Source organism: Telmatospirillum siberiense (genome assembly GCF_002845745.1).
Lineage (GTDB): Bacteria > Pseudomonadota > Alphaproteobacteria > Rhodospirillales > Magnetospirillaceae > Telmatospirillum > Telmatospirillum siberiense.
The window spans coordinates 89,511-107,099 of sequence record NZ_PIUM01000013.1 but is presented as its reverse complement, the minus strand read 5'-3'; the positions used below and the strand labels follow the sequence as shown (position 1 = coordinate 107,099).

The window sequence follows — 17,589 nt, the reverse complement described above, 5'->3', positions numbered from 1 at the left end:
GCGTCTCTCACCGGGAATTGGATATCACTCGCCGACCGCGTCCGAAAACAGATTGATCACCAGAACGCCGGCGATGATCAGGGTCATCCCGGAAATGGCCGGCCAATCGAGCTTCTGCCCGAACAAGGTCCAGCCGAGCAGGGAAATCAGGACGATGCCGACCCCCGACCAGATCGCGTAGACCACCCCGACCGGGATGGTCTTCAGCGTCACCGCCAGGAAATAGAAGGAGGCGGCATAACCCGCCACCACGATCACCGAGGGAACGAGACGGCTGAAGCCGTTCGAGGCCTTCAGCGCGGTGGTGGCGATCACCTCGGCGACAATGGCGATGGCGAGATAAAGATGTGACGACATGGGCACTCAAACATTCCTGAGATAGGCATCATATTCCACATCGGTCACGCGCAGGCGGAATTCGTTGAGTTCCTGCGTCTTGCAGGCCGCATAGAGCTTTTGGTAATCGTCGCCCAGATATTGGGAGACGAATTCGGACTCTGCGAAGGCCTCGATACCATCGTCCCAATTGCAAGACAGCCGCTCGAACTCCTCGTCGTCATCGCTCACCATCTGCGCACCGGGCTCGATCTGATTGGCGATGCCGTAGTGAGCTCCGGCCAGCATGGTGGCGATGGCCAGGTAGGGGTTGGCATCGGCACCCGAGACGCGGTGTTCGATGCGTGTCGCCGGTCCGCTGGTGGTGATCAGGCGCACCGCCGCATTGCGGTTGTCATAGCCCCATGAGGCGTAAAGAGGGGCGTGCTCGCTGTGCGTCAGCCGCCGATAGGAATTGGCGTGCGGAGCGAAGACCGCCATGCTTTCACCCATGGTCCGGACCAGTCCCCCCACGGCGTGCCGCATGACGTCGCTGCCACGCCCGTCGTCGCTGGAAAACACGTTCCGTCCGCGCCCGTCGAGAAGGCTGAAATGCACATGCATTCCGCTGCCCGCGCGGTCTCCGTAGGGCTTGGCCATGAAGGTGGCGTCCAGACCATGCTGGTGGGCGATCCCCTTCACCACCCGCTTCAACATCACCGCATGGTCGGCCGCCTTCATGGCATCGCCGACATGCTTCAGATTGATCTCGTACTGGCCCGGCCCGTTTTCCCGCAAAATGGCGTCGGCGGGAACGCCCTGCAAAGTACAGACGCGCGAAATGTCGGAAAGCAGATTCTCGAACTCGTGCAATTCGGCGATGGATAGAACCTGGGTCTGCCACCCCTGCCAGCGCCCGCTGCGGGAATTCGGCGGCCGCACGGGATCCGTCGCCGAGCGATGCGGGTCGATCAGATAGAATTCCAGTTCCGCCGCCACCACCGGCGTCAGCCCGGATTCGGAGAACCGCCGCAGAACCGCCGCCAGGATGGCGCGCGGATCGGCGAAGAACGGCTTATCGGGGCTTTCCATCATGGTCAGCATGACCTGGGCCGTGGGCCGCTCGAGCCAGGGCACCGGGGCCAGGGTGCCGGGAACCGGCATGCAGATACCGTCGGGGTCTCCGGTACCCTCGGCCAGACCGGCGGCCTCCACGTCGCGCCCCCAGATATCGAGGGCCAGCACGGAACGGGGCAAGGCCAGGCCCTTGGTCAAGATCTCATCGGCGCGATCGCGGGGGATCCACTTTCCTCTGGTCACCCCATTGACGTCGATGATGAAAGCCTCCAGAACCTCGATTTCTGGATGCTCTGCCATGAATGGCTTCAGAGCGTTGTCGAGACTGGATGTATTGTCCATTTAAATCACCATTTCTCGCGAAAGACTTATTGCGGTTTGTTCCGAAGCCTTCCTTGAAACGGGGGGACTGGATGCGACAGCATCGTCCACCCCCGGCATCGCCCCGATAAAATGATCACAATGTGACCCTAAATCTACGGGGTTCAGGTGTTGCGGAAACACCATATATCCGAAAACCGACAACAAAAAATCTCATAAAGTGATCACATTTACAAGCAGCTTCTTTTTCACCAACGGAAAGAGCGGGAAAACCAGGCTAGCCTCCACCATCACCCCCGTTATACTGCCCAAAAAACTATCCACCTGTGCCCAATTAATAGACAGTAGTTGCAAAAGATGGGCAGACCTCCAGATTTAATAGAGAAAAGATAATCGGAAGAGTCCGCACTTCATTTCATGCATGACTTGCGATCTATCGACTGCCGGCATAATCCGCAAGGATCGCCGATCGCAGAATCACGCATGAGACGGCGATGGGAAAGGGGCGGCAGGGACGACGGCGTCCATGCTTTTCCGGGGAGGGAGAAGGAACGTCAGAACTCCTGCCTGACCCGCAGCACCCCCGTATGGCTGCGGTAGTCGGCACGCAGATCACCGTCATATTCCAGACGGAGCGACAAGGCATCCGAGCGTTGCAACGTCGCCCCCAGCATCAACCGCGCGCCATCGGCGGCCGGACGGGCGCTGGTCACGGCGAAACCGGTGCCTCCCATCGAAGAGACGACCGTTACCGGACTGTTGGTGTAGGAATGCACCCAGCTTAGCTGCGTATCGACCAGCACCGAACCGAGCATGCTGGTCAATTGGCTCGAAAGCTTGCTTCCCAGTTCGCTTTCCACCGCATCGACCCCCCGCCCGTTCGTCGGCAGACCGGCCACTCCGGCGCCGCTTTCCCGGTAGCCGTCGTTGTCGACACGCACCTCCTGGATAGCGGCCATCGGGGTAAGGATCGGGCCACCCGCCAGCGGCATGTCATAGCCGCCGCCCAATTTGACCTGGATCTGCCGGCCGTCATATTTGGCCTGCGCAATCTCGCCCAAAAAGGCGATGGCGCGTTTTTGGTCATAGTGGTTGTAACCGCCCCCCAGCAATCCCCGCAGATAGGCGGGGCCGTTATCCGGCCGCCAGGTGCCGTAAGCGCTGAGTTGATAGCTGTCGAACCGGGTGCGGCTGCCGCTGAAGTCGGCAGTCCCATTCACATCGCCGCGCAGCCAACTGACCGCCAACCCGCCGACGACCTCGGCGGATAGCGGTTTGTCGGTCCCGATCAGCAGGCCGAAGGAAGACGATGTGTAGCCGGCCTTATTGATGCCGCCGTCCTGGCTGGCCACTCCGCCCAGAACCTGCCCCCACAACGCCCCCATGCTGTATTGGGAACCAGCCGCCCGTCCCGCCCCCTCACCCTGCGCCAAGACCGTCTGACGCAGCTCTATCGCCGTGCCGATCGGCAAGGTGGTGGCGCCACTGGCGACGATCTGCGGCACTTGCTGCGACGGCGCCAATTGACGAAGCGCGTGATACTGCTCTTGTATCGGCAGGGCGGCAAGCTGGGTCAGCATCGGCTGGTAGGAGGAATTACCGGCAATCTGGTCGAGCACGGATCCCACCGGCACCGCCCCGCCTCCCGCCACACGGCCCTTTTGCGTCCAGGAGGACGCCCCCGAACTCGATGACGAAACCGCCGCAAGGGTCACCAAAAGCTCACCGCCGCTGACGCTGAGCACGTCGCTGAAGCCATTGGTGGCCGCCGTCACATTGCTTCCCATCATCAAAGTCCCGGCCGAAATGACGGTGAAGGTCTCGCCGGCCGCCAGCCCGCTGCCGGAAATGGTGATGCTGGAATTGCTGATGCTGGCGACATTCGACACCAGCAATTTTCCGTAGCTCGTCGGCGAAGCCGCCACGACGGCCAGCACTCCCCCGGTCTGCACGTAGTTCCCGGTAATGGTCCGCGTATTGGCGACCCGCAGCGTCGCCCCGGTATTGCGCACCGTGTAGGCGGCCATGTTGATGTCGTCGTTGAGCAACAGGTTGCCCGATGCGAAGACCAGATCGGAAGCGCTGTTGGTGATGGTTCCTGCCCCGCTGCCGGAACCGGTCAAGGTACCGTAAGCCGAGCCGCCGGCGCCGCTGATGGTTAGCGGATTGGACGAGCTATTGAGAATATTGCCTTCGATGACGCCGCTGTTAGTGATCGTTCCCAAGGCGCCGCTATTGGTGATGGCGGCCTTGCTGCCTGAGATGATCCCGTTGTTGATCAGCGTCGCGATGCTGCCCGAATTCTCGATGGCCTGGGCGCCTATGGTCGTCAAGGAGGTGCTGGCGCTGATGACGCCGTCATTGACCAGCGTCGCGATGCTGCCGTCGTTGAGGATTCCCCAGAAACCGGCACTGATGGTGCCGCTGTTGCTCAACCTGCCGATCGTGGCTCCGGCGTTGTTGTAGATGCCGATGCCGGTGACGGTGCCGCCGCTGATCCTGCCGCTGTTGGTCAGCGCGCCGATCACCCCGTCGTTGCCGATCCCGGCGGTACCGCCGCTGATGGCGCCACCGTTGCCCAGCGCGGCGATGCTGCCGGTGTTCTTGATACCGCTTAAAAAGCCGTCGACGGCGGCGCCGTTGATCGCCAGCGTGCCGATGACACCGGAATTCAGAATGGCGCTCGACGTTATCAGGGACCAAGAGCCTGAAGTGAGGGAAGACCCGACACGCCCACCCGTGATACTCAGCATGCCGATAGTACCGCTGTTGGCGATGCCGGCATCGGAAACGGCACCGTTGCCGACGCCGCCGATCGTCGCGCCGTTGCTCGTCAGGGTGCCGACGGTGGAGCCGCCGGTGACCGAGATCCCCATGAGGCCGTTATCGATGACGACACCGCTGGTGAGCGACAGATCGCCCCCCGTCCAGGTCAGGGGACCGGTGCAACTGGCGGAGATCGTCATGCTCCCGCCACTGGCGGAACCACACGCCGCATAAGCGCTTTTCATCCCCCCGCAAGCCAGCGCCAAGACCGATACTCCGGCCAGCAATAGTTCCTTCCGCGCAAACATACGCCCCTCCCGGCAGCCCACCGCCATGATGGATCGAGCAATCTACATACCCCGATCACCAGACGAGCCTTAGAAAGGCTGCCGCGAGAAGTCAATACCCGCAGTTGTTTTTGAAGAAAAAGATCGCGTTAGGCGATGTTATTTTCAAGAATTTTCCACAAATAAGATCATTTCAAAATGATCTTTTCGAGAGAATCATTTGTTTATTCGAATAAGAATCGTAATTTAATAAAAATTACGTTAACAGCAAAACGATCCGGCCCTGCAAAAGGACCGGATCGCTCGCCACGGATACCGAAAAGACTTTCCGGCTCAGCCCGCCGAGGCGAGATCGCCCAGCGTCTTCTCGATGATGTCCAACCCTTCGTTCAGCACGGCGTCCGAGATGGTCAGCGGCGGCAGGAAGCGGATGACGTTACCGTAGACGCCGCAGGACAGCAGGATCAGGCCGGCCTCGGCGGCCTTGGAAACCAGGGCCTTGGTCAGCTCGGCGGCCGGCTCGCGGCTCGAGCGGTCCTTCACCAGTTCGACGGCGGTCATGGCGCCCAGACCGCGAACGTCACCGATGCAGGCGAAGCGGTTGGTCGTCGCCAGCTTCTTGAAACGCCCGGTGATGGTCTCGCCGATCGCCATGGCGCGGGCCAGAAGCTTTTCCTCTTCGATCACCGAAAGCACCGCGAGACCCGCCGCACAGGCCAACGGGCTGCCGGCATAGGTGCCGCCCAGACCGCCAGGGATCGGCGCATCCATCAATTCGGCCTTGCCAATGACGCCCGAGATGGGGAAACCGCCGCCCAGGCTCTTGGCCACGGTCATCAGATCGGGGGCAACGCCCGAATGTTCGACGGCGAACAGCTTGCCGGTCCGGCCGAAACCGGTCTGGATCTCGTCGACGATCAGAAGAATGCCGTTCTCGTCGCAGATCTTGCGCAAGGATTTCAGGAAATCGAACGGAGCCGGATTGAAGCCCCCCTCGCCCTGCACCGGCTCGATGATGATGGCGGCGACGCGGGCCGGATCGATATCGGCCTTGAAGAGCGTCTTCAGGGCGGCCAGCGACTGCTCGTTGGTGATGCCGTGGTAGGGATCGGGGAACGGCACATGATAGACGTCGCCGGGCAGCGGGGCGAAGCCGATCTTATAAGGGCTGACCTTGCCGGTGAGCGCCATGGTCATCATGGTGCGGCCATGGAAGGCTCCGGCGAAGGAGACGATCCCCGGGCGCCCGGTGGCGGCGCGGGCGATCTTCACGGCGTTTTCCACCGCCTCGGCGCCGGTGGTCAGGAAGATCGTCTTCTTGGGCCCGGGGCCGGGCATCCGCTCGTTCAGCTTCTCGGCAAGCGCGATATAGGATTCGTAGGGCGTGACCTGCACGCAGACATGGCTGAAGGCGTCCATCTGTTTCTGCACCGCGGCGACCACCTTGGGATGGCGGTGCCCGGTGCCGACGACGGCGATGCCGCTGGCGAAGTCGATGTAGCGACGGCCCTCGACGTCCCAGATCTCGGCGTTCTCGGCCTTGGCGGCGAAAACGGGGAGCATGGTCGAGACGCCGCGCGGAACGGCGGCGACGCGACGGGACTGCAGGGCGCTATTGCTGGTCATTCCTCAACACTCCTTAAAGCTTGCCCGAACACCGGACGATCAATCGTCCAGACCACCCAGGCAGATGTATTTCAACTCCAGGAAATCCTCGATTCCGTACTTCGAGCCTTCGCGGCCGGTACCGGATTCCTTGATGCCGCCGAAGGGAGCCACCTCGGTGGACAGCAGCCCCTCGTTAACGCCGACCATGCCGTATTCCAGGGCTTCCATGACGCGGAAGATGCGCCCGACGTCGCGGGCATAGAAATAGGCGGCCAGGCCGTATTCGGTATCGTTGGCCATCCGCACGGCCTCGGCCTCGGTCTTGAAACGGAACAGCGGAGCCAGCGGTCCGAAGATCTCTTCGCGGGCGATCGCCATTCCGGTCGTCATCCCGGTCAGGATGGTCGGCTCGAAGAAGGTGCCGCCCAGCGCGTGGCGCTTGCCGCCCAGCAATACCTTGGCGCCCTTCGCCGTGGCGTCGGCGATGAGGCTTTCCACCTTTTCGACGGCTCCGGCATCGATCAGCGGCCCCTGCGTCGTGCCCGCGGCCAAGCCGTCCCCGACCTTCAGACCGCGCACGGCCTCGGCCAATTTGGCGGCGAAGGCGTCGTAGACCTTGTCCTGCACGAGGAAGCGGTTGGTGCAAACGCAGGTCTGCCCGCTGTTGCGGAATTTCGAGGCGAGGGCCCCGGCCACCGCGGCGTCCAGATCGGCATCGTCGAAGACGATGAAGGGGGCGTTGCCGCCCAGTTCCATGCTGACCTTCTTCACGGTGTCGGCGGCCTGGCGCATCAGCAGCTTGCCCACCTCGGTCGAACCGGTGAAGGAGATCTTGCGGACCAGCGGGCTGGCCATCAGCTCGTTGCCGATCACCGATGACCGCTTGCCCGGCACCACATTGACCACGCCCGCCGGGATGCCGGCGCGCTCGGCCAGTTCGACCAGCGCCAGGGCCGAAAGGGGAGTATAGGTCGCCGGCTTGACCACCACGGTGCAGCCCGCGGCGAGTGCGGGAGCGAGCTTTCTGGTGATCATCGCCACCGGGAAGTTCCACGGGGTCACCGCGGCCACCACGCCCACCGGCTGCTTGATCACCAGGAAGCGACGGCTCGACGCCTGGGCGGGAATGGTATCGCCATAGACCCGCTTGCCCTCCTCGGCGAACCATTCGACGAAGGAGGCGCCGTAGACGATCTCGCCACGCGCCTCGGCCAGAGGCTTGCCCTGTTCGGAGGTCATCAGACGGGCCAGATCCTCCTGATGGGCGATGATCAGGTCGAACCATTTGCGCAAGATGGCGGCGCGGTCCTTGGCGGTCCTGGCACGCCAGCCCGGCAGGGCCGCATCGGCGGCGGCGATCGCCCGGCGCGTCTCATCGGCGCCGCAATTGGCGACGTCGGCCAGCAGCGAACCGTCGGCGGGATTGGTTACGGGAAAGGTTCCGCCGTCGTCTGCGGAAAGCCAGGCACCGTCGATATAGGCATGCTTGCGCAGCAATGCCGCGTCCTGGAGATCGATCATGCGAGCCGCGCTCCGAATGGGTTGTTCCTGGAAAAGACGCTAGCACTGTTTAAAAAATTAAACAACAGTCTTTAAGGATTGGCTTCCAGCTTATCTTTTGCGTGCGCTCTGACGGATCACGGCTTAAAATATCAAACGAATTTAAAGGAGAGCATCATGGAGTTCGACGTCGGTGCCCGCCTGAGGGTCATTCGGGAGAAACACGGGCTGTCCCAACGCCAATTGGCCCAGCGCGCCGGAATGACCAACGGCACCATTTCGCTGATCGAACAGAACCGCACCAGCCCGTCGGTGGCGTCGCTGCGCAAGGTCCTGGGCGGCATACCGATGACTCTCGCCGAATTCTTCAGCCATGACGATCTGCCGCCGGCCGAGCAGATCTTCTTCCACAATGATGAACTGGTCGAATTGGCCAGCGACATTCCCGCCGCCCGCAAGGGAACCATCTCCTTCCGCCAGGTCGGCGATCTGCGGGGGCGCACCCTGCAGATCCTGCACGAACGCTACGAACCCGGAGCCGACACCGGAACCGGCCGGAACATGCTGCAGCATGATTCCGAGGAAGGCGGCATCATCATCGAAGGCGAGATCGAACTGACCGTCGGCGACCAGAAGAGAATCCTGAAGAAGGGCGACGCCTATTTCTTCGACAGCCGCCTGCCCCACCGGTTCCGCAATCTCGGCGACAGGGTCTGCGTGCTGGTCAGCGCCTGCACCCCGCCCTATCTCTGATCCGGCTTCGCTCGCCGATAAACCCTCGCCCGCTCGCTTACGCTCGTCCCCTCGCCCGCAAGGGGCGAGGGGAGACTTTCTTATCCGAGCGCTCATGGGCAGGGACGCCGGCGCCACTGGGATTTTACGCCCCATCGCCGCTAGTTCGCCCCCGTCATCAAGCGCTCGCTGCGGCGGCGCAGCAGTTCCAGGCAGACCAGCAGCACCACCGAGGTCAGGATCAGAACCGTCGCCACGGCGGTGATGGTGGGATTGATGCTTTCCCGGATGCCGCTGAACATCTCGCGCGGCAAGGTGCGCTGTTCGGGCCCCGCGATCATCAGGGCCACCACCACCTCGTCGAAGGAGGTGGCGAAAGCGAACAGGGCGCCGGACGCCACGCCCGGCATGATCAACGGCAGCACCACGCGGAAGAACGTCGTCAGCGGCGGCGCCCCCAGGCTGGCCGCGGCGCGGGCCATGCCGATATCGAAATGGGCAAGGGTGGCCGAGACGGTGATGACGACGAAAGGCGCGCCAAGCGCCGTATGGGCGATGATCAGCCCGGAGAAACTGTTGGAAAGACCGAGGGGGGCGAAGAAGAAATAGACCCCGATGGCGGTGATCACCACCGGCACGATCATCGGCGAGAGCAGCAGCCCCATCACCACGGGCTTGAACGGCAGGCGGGCCCGGTTGAGGCCGATGGAGGCCAGCGTGCCCAGCACCGTCGCGGCGATGGTCGCCGAAACGCCGACGATCATGCTGTTGCGCAGGGCCGGAAGCCATTTGTCGGAGGTCAGAAGCTCCTCATACCAGCGCAACGAAAATCCGGGCAACGGATAGGTGAGAAAATTGCCCGAACTGAAGGACAGCGGAACGATGGCGAAAATCGGCACCAGCAGGAAGAACAGCACGGCGGCGGCGCCACCCCAGGTCAGAATGGCGCCCAGTCTTTGCGAAACGGTAAGGGGGACTTGCGGAGCGGCCATCGTCGTCAACCCATCTTGATGGCGCCGTCGCCGACCAGGCGGCTATAGACGCCGTAAAGGACCATTGTGGTGGCCAGCAGCACCGCCCCCAGCGCCGAGGCCATGCCCCAATTGACGCTGTCGGTGGTGTAGAAGGCGATGAAGTAGCTGAGCATCTGGTCGCCGGCGCCGCCGACCAGGGCGGGCGTGATGTAGTAGCCGATGGCCAGGATGAAGACCAGAAGACAGCCGGCGGCGATGCCCGGCAGGCATTGGGGCAGATAGACCCTGACGAAGGCCACGGCCGGCGGTGCGCCGAGACTGATGGCGGCGCGCATGTAATGCGGCTTGATCGCCTTCATCGTCGAATAGAGTGGCAGGATCATGAAGGGCAGCAGGACATGGGTCATCGCCACATGCACGCCGATGCTGTTGTAGATCAGGCGGATCGGAGCATCGATGACCCCCATCCAGACCAGCAGGCGGTTGACCAGGCCCTCGTTCTGCAGCAGCACCACCCAGGCGGCGGTCCGCACCAGAAGCGATGTCCAAAAGGGCAGCAGGACCAGGATCATCAACAGGTTGGCCACCTTGGCCGGCTGCGTCGACATCAGATAGGCGACGGGGAAGGCCATGAACAGGGACAACAGGGTGACGGTCAGGCTGATGCGGAAGGTTCGCCCCAGGACATCAAGGTAGATGGCCCGCTCTTCCGGGACATGAACGATGGAACCCGAGGCGTCGTGCTGCAAATCGACCGCCGCCAATAAATAGAAGTCGGTCAGCGGACCGCTGGCCCGCTTGACGGCGGCCCAGGTTTCCCGCTCGCCCCAACGGGCGTCGAGCGCCACGAAGGCGGCGCGGATGTCGGCCTCGTCGGCGGATGGAGCCTTGCGGGCCGCGGTCATGATCAAGGTGCGAAAACCATTGATGTCATAGTTCAGCCGCCGGGCCGCCGCGCTGGCCGTGCCATTCGCGCGGGCCTCGGCCAAATCCCGGGCGGCCGCGCGGTAGACCTCCTCGGACGGCAGATCCTGTCCGCCCCACCCCTTCAAGGCGGCAATGGTGCGCGGCATGACGGAGGAAACCTCGGTATCCTCGACGCTGCGCCAAAGCATGCCGGCGATCGGCAGGGCAAAACTGACGATGACGAACAGAAGCAGCGGCGCGACCAATCCGAAGGCCGCCACCTTGCGCATGCGCTCGGCCCGCCGCAAACGGGCTTTGAGCGCCCGGCCGCCGATGGCGGCATTCCCGTCGGTGGACGGGGAAAGTTCCCCGTCCGCGCCCTGATTGATCATTTGGCGGCCCATTTGTTGAAGCGTTCGGTGAGCCGGTCGAGGTTTTCGAGCCAGAACTGGTCGTCGATTGGCTCCACATTGGCCATGTTCTGCGGCGCCGTCGGCAGAACCGGCAGCAGCTTGGGATCAACCAGGGCGGTGGCCGCCTTGTTGGTCACCCCATAGGAGACGTAAGTCGGCAGGCTCTTCTGATTCTCGGCCTGGCCGGCGAAATCGAGGAACTTGTAGGCGGCGTCCCGGTTGGGACTGCCCTTCAGGATCACCCAGCTGTCGATGGTGTAAAGCGCGCCATCCCAGACGATCTTGAAGTTCTTTTTGTCCTTGTCGTTGGCCGCCGTGATGCGTCCGTTATAGGCAGAGGTCATTGCCACCTCGCCCGAGGCGAGAAGCTGTGGCGGCTGGGCGCCGGCCTTCCAGAAGATCAATTCGGACTTGATGCCGTCGAGCTTCTTGAAGGCCCGGTCGACTCCGGCCTCCGTCTTCAGGACCTTGTAGACGTCCTGGGGCTTCACCCCATCGGCGATCAGGGCGATTTCCAAATTGGTCTTCGGCCCTTGGCGCAGCGCCCGCTTTCCCGGATACTTCTTCAAATCGAAGAAGTCGGCCCAGCTCTTCGGACCTTCCTTCAGCTTGTCCCCGTCATAGGCCAGGATGAAGTCGTAGACGATGTTGCCGACGCCGCACTCGCTCACCGCCGCCGGCAGATAGGCGTCCTTGCCGCCGATCTTCGAATAGTCGAGCTTCTCGAACAGCCCTTCCTCGCAGCCGATGGCCAATTCCTCGGATTCGACCTCCACCACGTCCCAGTTGGCGTTGCCGCCCTGGATCTTGGCCCGCAACACCCCGACACCGCCGTCCCACGGCTCGTCGGTCATCTTGACCCCGGCCTTGGTCTGGAAGGGCTGGAAAAACACCACCTTCTGCGCATCCTGAAGCGCGCCCCCCCAGGACACCACGGTCAAATCGCGGGCCAGGGCGTCGCCGCCGGCCAGACATAGCGCGGCCCCGGCGAAAAGGGCCAATGAGGCGATCGATTTATTCATCGGACAAGTCCCTTCCAATCTTCAAAACGCGGTTTCAGGCGTCCCCGGCCGCCACCTTCAGCGGCGCATGGGCATGACAGTCTTCGGCGCGGAACGACAATTCGATCCGGTCGCCGGGTTTGGGTTGGGATAGATTCGGTCTGGCCTGCATCTTGATCATCAGGCTGGAACCACCGGGCACTTCCATGACCACCCGCAGATGGTCGCCCAGATAAATGCTCTCGACCACGGTGCCGGTCAGGCGGTTCGTCACGTCCGTCGGCGAATCGCCGATATAGAGGCGTTCGGGACGGATCGACAGAACCGTCGGCATGTCCGCCCCATAGACATTGACCCGGGTGGCCTGGACCCGGGCGCCACCATCGAGGACGACCGTGCAGCGATCACCGTCGATGGTTTCGATCCGCCCATGGAGATTGTTGTTCTCGCCGATGAAATTGGCGACGAAGGCGTTTTTCGGCTGTTCGTACAAGATATCGGGCGCGGCGATCTGCTGGATGACGCCGCCGTGGAAAACCGCCACCCGGTCCGACATGGTCAGCGCTTCCGACTGGTCGTGCGTCACATAGACGACGGTAATGCCCAACCGCTCGTGCAGATGCTTGATCTCCATCTGCATATGCTCGCGCAATTGCTTGTCGAGCGCGCCCAGCGGTTCGTCCATCAGCACCAATTCGGGATCGAAGACCAGGGCGCGGGCCAGGGCGACGCGCTGCTGCTGGCCGCCCGAAAGCTGGGCCGGGCGGCGTTTGCCGAATTCGGCCAACTGCACCATGTCGAGGGCATGGGCCACCTTGGCGCCGATCTCGGCCTTCGGCACCTTGCGCACTTCCAGGGGGAAAGCGACGTTCTGCGCCACCGTCATATGCGGAAACAGGGCATAGTTCTGAAAAACCATCCCGATATTGCGCTTGTGCGGCGGCAGGCTGTTGATCGCCTTGCCGTTCAGGGTGATCTCGCCGTAGGTCGGCACTTCGAAGCCGGCCAGCATCATCAGGGTGGTGGTCTTACCGGACCCGGAAGGTCCCAGCAGCGTCAGAAATTCGCCACGATGGATGTCGAGATCGAGATTCTTAACGACCAGAGCCTCGCCGTCGTAAGTCTTCTGCACCATCGAAAATCGAACAAGAACGTCACCGCCAACCATTCAACGCCCCCTTCACCCCCACCACTCCGGCGGGGGTTCATGATCAGGGGGTCACGATAGCAATGTTTAAAAAAATGAACAAGCAGATTGCTCATTTCCCGTGCATGTCTGATTTTTGGCCATTTTATGCCCATAAATTGAGCAAATGGCCGAAATTTTAAACAGTTGCCATTCCAGGGAAGAGCGACGCTACCAGGACTTCTTCTTCGGCAAGGTGGCAACGACGCCGCGCTCGGGATCGGTCACTTCCATCTTGATTTTGAACTGTCCGGTCCGATTGACCAGATCGGTCAAGGCGAGCGCCAGCTTGGCCGCGACATAAGGCGTCACGGCGAAATTATAGGGCGGTTCGCGGCCATCGGTCTCGGTTTGCAGGCGCACGGTGATGGTGTCGTTGGCATCCACATAGGCGAGCGAACTGATGACCAGATCGATCTTCCTGTTCTCCAGCCCGAAAATATCCGGGACATTGTTTTCGAACAGGGCTTCCGCCGCTTTCTTGTCGATCAGGAACTCCATTTTCGAAATCTCTTCTTTCATGCAACCGGATGGGCCGGAAGCCCTTCAGGTCTTCGGTTTCAAATGGACATGATGGGAATGCCCGTGATCATCCGCGTGATGATGCTCATCGGACGATCGGTGACTATGCCGGCCATGCTCCATCTCGGTGGCGACCAGATGCAGATACCCGTGCCGCACGCCGGTCTCGGCGATCGTCTGTTCGGAGAACTGCCGGACGGCGGGCGTCGCCCCCCGCAGCAGAACGACCTCCAGGCAATTCTCATGGTCGAGATGGACATGCAACGTCGAAAGCATCAGGTCGTGGTGGCTGTGCTGCGTCTCGGTCAGACGGCGCGCCAGTTCCCGCTGATGATGATTATAGACATAGCTGAGGCAGCCGATCGCATATTCGGCGTCGCCTTTTTCTTCCCGGTCGGCTTCAAGACGCTGGCGCAACAGATCGCGGATCGCCTCGGAGCGGTTTTCATACCCCTTGCGGCGGATGAAGCTGTCGAACTCCTCCAGAAGTCCGTCATCCAGGGAAATGCTCACCCGTTCCATCCCATCCTCCTCGCCGGCAATCACAGGGAGCGGTTTAGCATATTGCCGGCGGTCTGAGGAGTTGACAGTCTCCGCGCCCCACTGGTAATACAATTAGAAAATTCGTCATACGGACAAGACAGGGTTTGGAGACGACATGTTTTCGCGACTTCTCCATGACGCTCCAGGGGGCCTGCGGCGTCGGCTGATCGGTCTTTACGGGCTGCTGGCGGTGGCCAATCTCCTGACCTGGGGCTGGGCGCTGATCGCCTTCCGCGATTATCCGGTCCTGTTGGGAACAGCCCTGCTCGCTTACAGTTTCGGGCTCCGCCATGCCGTCGACGCCGATCATATCGCGGCCATCGACAATGTGACCCGCAAGCTGATGCAGGAGGGCAAACGCCCCGTCGCTGTCGGCTTCTTCTTTTCGCTCGGCCATTCGAGCGTCGTCGTCGGACTGTCGGTGGCCATCGCCGCCACCGCCGTCGCCCTGCAGGGCCGCTTTTCCGAATTCAAGGAGATGGGCGGCATCATCGGCACCAGCGTCTCGGCCTTCTTCCTGTTCGCCATCGCCATCGCCAATATGATCGTCCTGGCCGCCGTCTATAAAAGTTTCCGCGCCGTTCGGCGTGGCGAACGCTACGTCGACGAGGATATCGACCTGTTGCTGGCCAACCGGGGTTTCCTGGGCCGCCTGTTTCGCCGCCTGTTCCGCCTGATCTCCAAAAGCTGGCATATGTATCCGCTGGGATTGCTGTTCGGCCTGGGGTTCGACACGGCGACGGAGGTCGGCCTGCTGGGGATTTCGGCGGCCGAAGCCTCGCGCGGACTTCCCATCTGGTCGATCCTGGTGTTTCCCGCCCTGTTTACCGCCGGCATGTCGCTGGTCGACACGCTGGACAGCACCCTGATGGTCGGCGCCTATGACTGGGCCTTCATCAAGCCGATCCGCAAGCTCTACTACAATATGACCATCACCCTGGTTTCGGTGCTGATCGCGGTGTTGGTCGGCGGTCTGGAAACCCTGGGGCTGCTCGCCGACAAACTCTCCCTCGAAGGGCCCTTCTGGGAGCTGATCGGACAGATAAACGACAACTTCGGCGTCATGGGCTTCGCCATCGTGGGAATTTTCGCCGCCAGTTGGCTGGTCTCGATTGCCATCTACCGCTGGAAGGGCTACGACGAAATCGAAGTCACCGCCTGATCCCAGCCCCCAAGGGCCTGTTGACAAATAAGACAGTCAGGCCCTAAAGCCCGAGCGGCGCTTGAGCCCGCCTGAGCCGGAGGCGCAGGCGTCATTTATAACGTTAAGGCCTGACGCGATTATTTCGCGTCAGGCCTTAAAGCCCGAGCGGCGCTTGAGCCCGCCTGAGCCGGAGGCGCAGGCGTCATATAAAACCCTCAGGTCTTCTTTTCCGAAGGACCGTCTTTCTGCCCACGATCATCTCCATATCCGATCCCGAAGACCCGCGCATCGAGGCTTATCGCTCGGTGCGGGAACGCGATCTGGTCGGCCGGCAGGGCCATTTCATCGCCGAGGGCGAGGTGGTCTTGCGGGTTCTGCTGGCCAGCCGGCACCAGCCTGTGTCCCTTCTCCTCGCCGACAAGAGGCTGGATGGCCTGCGCGCCTTGTTGCAAGTCCTCGACGACGGCGTTCCGGTCTACACCGCGCCCCAGCCGATCATCGACGGCATCGCCGGCTTTCCCCTCCATCGCGGAATTCTGGCGCTGGGACGGCGTGCCCCGCCGGTCGATCCCGCCCAGTTGCTGGCCGCCTGCCCTCCCCGGGCGCTGGTCGTCGTTTTGAGCGCCATCGCCAACCATGACAACATGGGCGGACTGTTCCGCAACGCCGCCGCCTTCGGCGCCGACGCCGTTCTGCTCGACGCCCAGTGCTGCGATCCGCTTTATCGCAAGGCGATCCGGGTTTCAGTGGGCGGCTGCCTGAAGGTTCCCTTCGCCCGCATCGAGGCCGGCACCGACATTCCGGCCCTGCTCGCCTCCCAAGGCTTCACCGCCATCGCCCTTAGCCCATCGGCGGAAACGCCGCTGTCGCGAGCCCCCCGCCCGGAACGCACCGCGCTGCTGTTCGGCGCCGAGGGTCCCGGACTACCCGCCGATCTGCTGGCCCGCACGCAAACCGTCGGCATCCCGATGACGGGAGGGTTCGATTCCCTGAACGTCGCCACCACCAGCGGCATCGCCCTCTATCACTTCACCAGAGACTGACGCTTTCGGCTCGGGCTTGGATTTCGCCGAATTCCGAAAATTATCTTTGCCGATGGATTGTGCACTCTGGCAGCTTTGGCCAGAATGGCCCCCTCCCCTCAAACACCCGAAGGACATGACAAGCATGGGCAAAATCGACACGCGCCTCGCCGAATTGGGCATCACGCTTCCCGTCGCGGCGGCGCCGGCGGCCAATTACGTTCCGTTCGTGCTCAACGGCAATCAACTGATCCTGTCCGGCCAATTGCCCTTCCAGGACGGCAAGCTGATTCATCTCGGCCACCTGGGCGACAAATTGACGGTCGAGGAGGGATATCAGGCGGCCCGCCTATGCGGAATCAATCTGATCGCCCAGATCAAGGCCGCCGTCGGCGATCTGGATCGCGTCCGCCGCATCCTGCGCCTCGGCGGCTTCGTCGCCAGCACCGCTACCTTCGCCGATCAGCCGAAGGTAATCAACGGCGCGTCGGATCTGATGGTCGAAGTGTTCGGCGATGCCGGCCGCCATGCCCGTTCGGCGGTGGGTGTCCCGGCGTTGCCGCTCGGCGTCGCCGTCGAAATCGACGCGCTGGTCGACGTCAGCGTTTGATGCCACCCGGCCGGCTTGACCGGCCCGCTCCGTTCAGCGAACGAAAATCAGGCGAAGGCCGAACAGCAGGAAGACACCCCCGGCGACACGATCCAGCCAGGTTCCGGCCTTCGGCCTTCCCGACAGCCAGCGGCCGACCGATCCCGAAAACCAGCCGATGGCGGCGAACTGCACCGCCGCCTGCAGGGTGAACAGCACCCCCAGCTGCAAGATCTGCCAGACGATACCGCCCTTCGCGGCATCGACGAACTGGGGCAGGAAGGCCAGGAAGAACAGCACCACCTTGGGATTGATGGCGTTGGCCATCAATCCCTTGAGGAACAGCCTGCCCTGACCATCCTCGACGGCCGAGGCTTTCGCCGCCCCGCCGCGCCCGCGCAGGGCGCCGACGCCAAGCCACAACAGATAAAGCCCGCCTGCGACCCTCAGGGCGGTGAACAGCACCGGCGAGGCGGCGATCAACGCGCTGAGCCCCAACGCCGCCAGAACCGTATGGCTGAGACAGCCCAATGCGCAGCCCAGACCGAAGATCATCCCTTGCCGCCGCCCGCGCGACAGCCCCAAACCCAACACCATCAGATTGTCCGGTCCAGGCGCCAGGGTGATCAATCCGGCAGCCAGAAAAAACGCGGCGGCCTGCCCGAGATCCAGCATCACCATTT

At 62.4% G+C, this 17,589-nt stretch carries 16 protein-coding genes; 4 read left to right on the top strand and 12 right to left on the bottom strand.

Annotation, left to right across the window (positions count from 1 at the left end):
* Positions 1 to 24 precede the first annotated feature (24 nt).
* The 5 genes from CWS72_RS12890 to CWS72_RS12870 form a co-directional block, all read right to left on the bottom strand.
* Positions 25 to 357: an SMR family transporter gene (locus CWS72_RS12890; protein WP_101251013.1), complete on the bottom strand. Its 333-nt coding sequence runs from the start codon at positions 355 to 357 to the stop codon at positions 25 to 27.
* 6 nt (positions 358 to 363) lie between these two features.
* Entirely contained in the window at positions 364 to 1,692 is a 1,329-nt protein-coding gene (locus CWS72_RS12885; protein WP_241911715.1) for a glutamine synthetase family protein, read from the bottom strand.
* 575 nt (positions 1,693 to 2,267) lie between these two features.
* A complete protein-coding gene (locus CWS72_RS12880; RefSeq protein WP_158240636.1) occupies positions 2,268 to 4,787 on the bottom strand; it encodes an autotransporter outer membrane beta-barrel domain-containing protein in 2,520 nt (839 codons plus the stop codon).
* Positions 4,788 to 5,099: 312 nt separating this feature from the next.
* Entirely contained in the window at positions 5,100 to 6,392 is a 1,293-nt protein-coding gene (gene gabT, locus CWS72_RS12875) for a 4-aminobutyrate--2-oxoglutarate transaminase (protein ID WP_101251010.1), read from the bottom strand.
* A gap of 39 nt (positions 6,393 to 6,431) precedes the next feature.
* Positions 6,432 to 7,895: an NAD-dependent succinate-semialdehyde dehydrogenase gene (locus CWS72_RS12870; RefSeq protein ID WP_101251009.1), complete on the bottom strand. Its 1,464-nt coding sequence runs from the start codon at positions 7,893 to 7,895 to the stop codon at positions 6,432 to 6,434.
* A gap of 156 nt (positions 7,896 to 8,051) precedes the next feature.
* Between CWS72_RS12870 and CWS72_RS12865 the strand changes: the two genes are divergently transcribed.
* Positions 8,052 to 8,627, top strand: coding sequence for a cupin domain-containing protein (locus tag CWS72_RS12865; RefSeq protein WP_101251008.1), 576 nt, complete (start codon positions 8,052 to 8,054; stop codon positions 8,625 to 8,627).
* Positions 8,628 to 8,767: 140 nt separating this feature from the next.
* Here the strand turns inward: CWS72_RS12865 and CWS72_RS12860 are convergent, their stop codons facing one another.
* The 6 genes from CWS72_RS12860 to nikR all read right to left on the bottom strand — a co-directional run bounded on the left by CWS72_RS12860 (position 8,768) and on the right by nikR (position 14,130).
* A complete protein-coding gene (locus CWS72_RS12860; RefSeq protein ID WP_101251007.1) occupies positions 8,768 to 9,598 on the bottom strand; it encodes an ABC transporter permease in 831 nt (276 codons plus the stop codon).
* 5 nt (positions 9,599 to 9,603) lie between these two features.
* Positions 9,604 to 10,878 (bottom strand): ABC transporter permease, encoded by a 1,275-nt coding sequence (locus tag CWS72_RS12855; protein ID WP_101251048.1) that lies wholly within the window; start codon positions 10,876 to 10,878, stop codon positions 9,604 to 9,606.
* Positions 10,875 to 11,921 (bottom strand): ABC transporter substrate-binding protein, encoded by a 1,047-nt coding sequence (locus CWS72_RS12850; protein ID WP_101251006.1) that lies wholly within the window; start codon positions 11,919 to 11,921, stop codon positions 10,875 to 10,877. The genes CWS72_RS12855 and CWS72_RS12850 overlap by 4 nt, the downstream gene beginning before the upstream one ends.
* Positions 11,922 to 11,955: 34 nt before the next feature.
* Positions 11,956 to 13,068 (bottom strand): ABC transporter ATP-binding protein, encoded by a 1,113-nt coding sequence (locus tag CWS72_RS12845; RefSeq protein WP_101251005.1) that lies wholly within the window; start codon positions 13,066 to 13,068, stop codon positions 11,956 to 11,958.
* Positions 13,069 to 13,257: 189 nt separating this feature from the next.
* Positions 13,258 to 13,608 carry a hypothetical protein gene (locus tag CWS72_RS12840; RefSeq protein WP_101251004.1) on the bottom strand — a complete coding sequence of 117 codons (351 nt, stop codon included), beginning with the start codon at positions 13,606 to 13,608 and terminating at the stop codon, positions 13,258 to 13,260.
* 24 nt (positions 13,609 to 13,632) lie between these two features.
* Positions 13,633 to 14,130, bottom strand: coding sequence for a nickel-responsive transcriptional regulator NikR (gene nikR, locus CWS72_RS12835; protein ID WP_101251003.1), 498 nt, complete (start codon positions 14,128 to 14,130; stop codon positions 13,633 to 13,635).
* Positions 14,131 to 14,266: 136 nt separating this feature from the next.
* Here nikR and CWS72_RS12830 point away from each other — a divergent pair, with 136 nt between their 5' ends.
* The 3 genes from CWS72_RS12830 to CWS72_RS12820 all read left to right on the top strand — a co-directional run bounded on the left by CWS72_RS12830 (position 14,267) and on the right by CWS72_RS12820 (position 16,927).
* Positions 14,267 to 15,313 carry a HoxN/HupN/NixA family nickel/cobalt transporter gene (locus CWS72_RS12830; protein ID WP_101251002.1) on the top strand — a complete coding sequence of 349 codons (1,047 nt, stop codon included), beginning with the start codon at positions 14,267 to 14,269 and terminating at the stop codon, positions 15,311 to 15,313.
* Positions 15,314 to 15,600: 287 nt separating this feature from the next.
* Positions 15,601 to 16,338: a TrmH family RNA methyltransferase gene (locus CWS72_RS12825; protein ID WP_241911714.1), complete on the top strand. Its 738-nt coding sequence runs from the start codon at positions 15,601 to 15,603 to the stop codon at positions 16,336 to 16,338.
* Between the two features lie 124 nt (positions 16,339 to 16,462).
* Positions 16,463 to 16,927, top strand: a complete 465-nt coding sequence (locus tag CWS72_RS12820; RefSeq protein ID WP_101251000.1) for a RidA family protein — start codon at positions 16,463 to 16,465, stop codon at positions 16,925 to 16,927.
* Between the two features lie 33 nt (positions 16,928 to 16,960).
* Here the strand turns inward: CWS72_RS12820 and CWS72_RS12815 are convergent, their stop codons facing one another.
* Positions 16,961 to 17,581, bottom strand: a complete 621-nt coding sequence (locus tag CWS72_RS12815; protein WP_101251047.1) for a LysE family translocator — start codon at positions 17,579 to 17,581, stop codon at positions 16,961 to 16,963.
* Between the last annotated feature and the right edge of the window lie 8 nt (positions 17,582 to 17,589).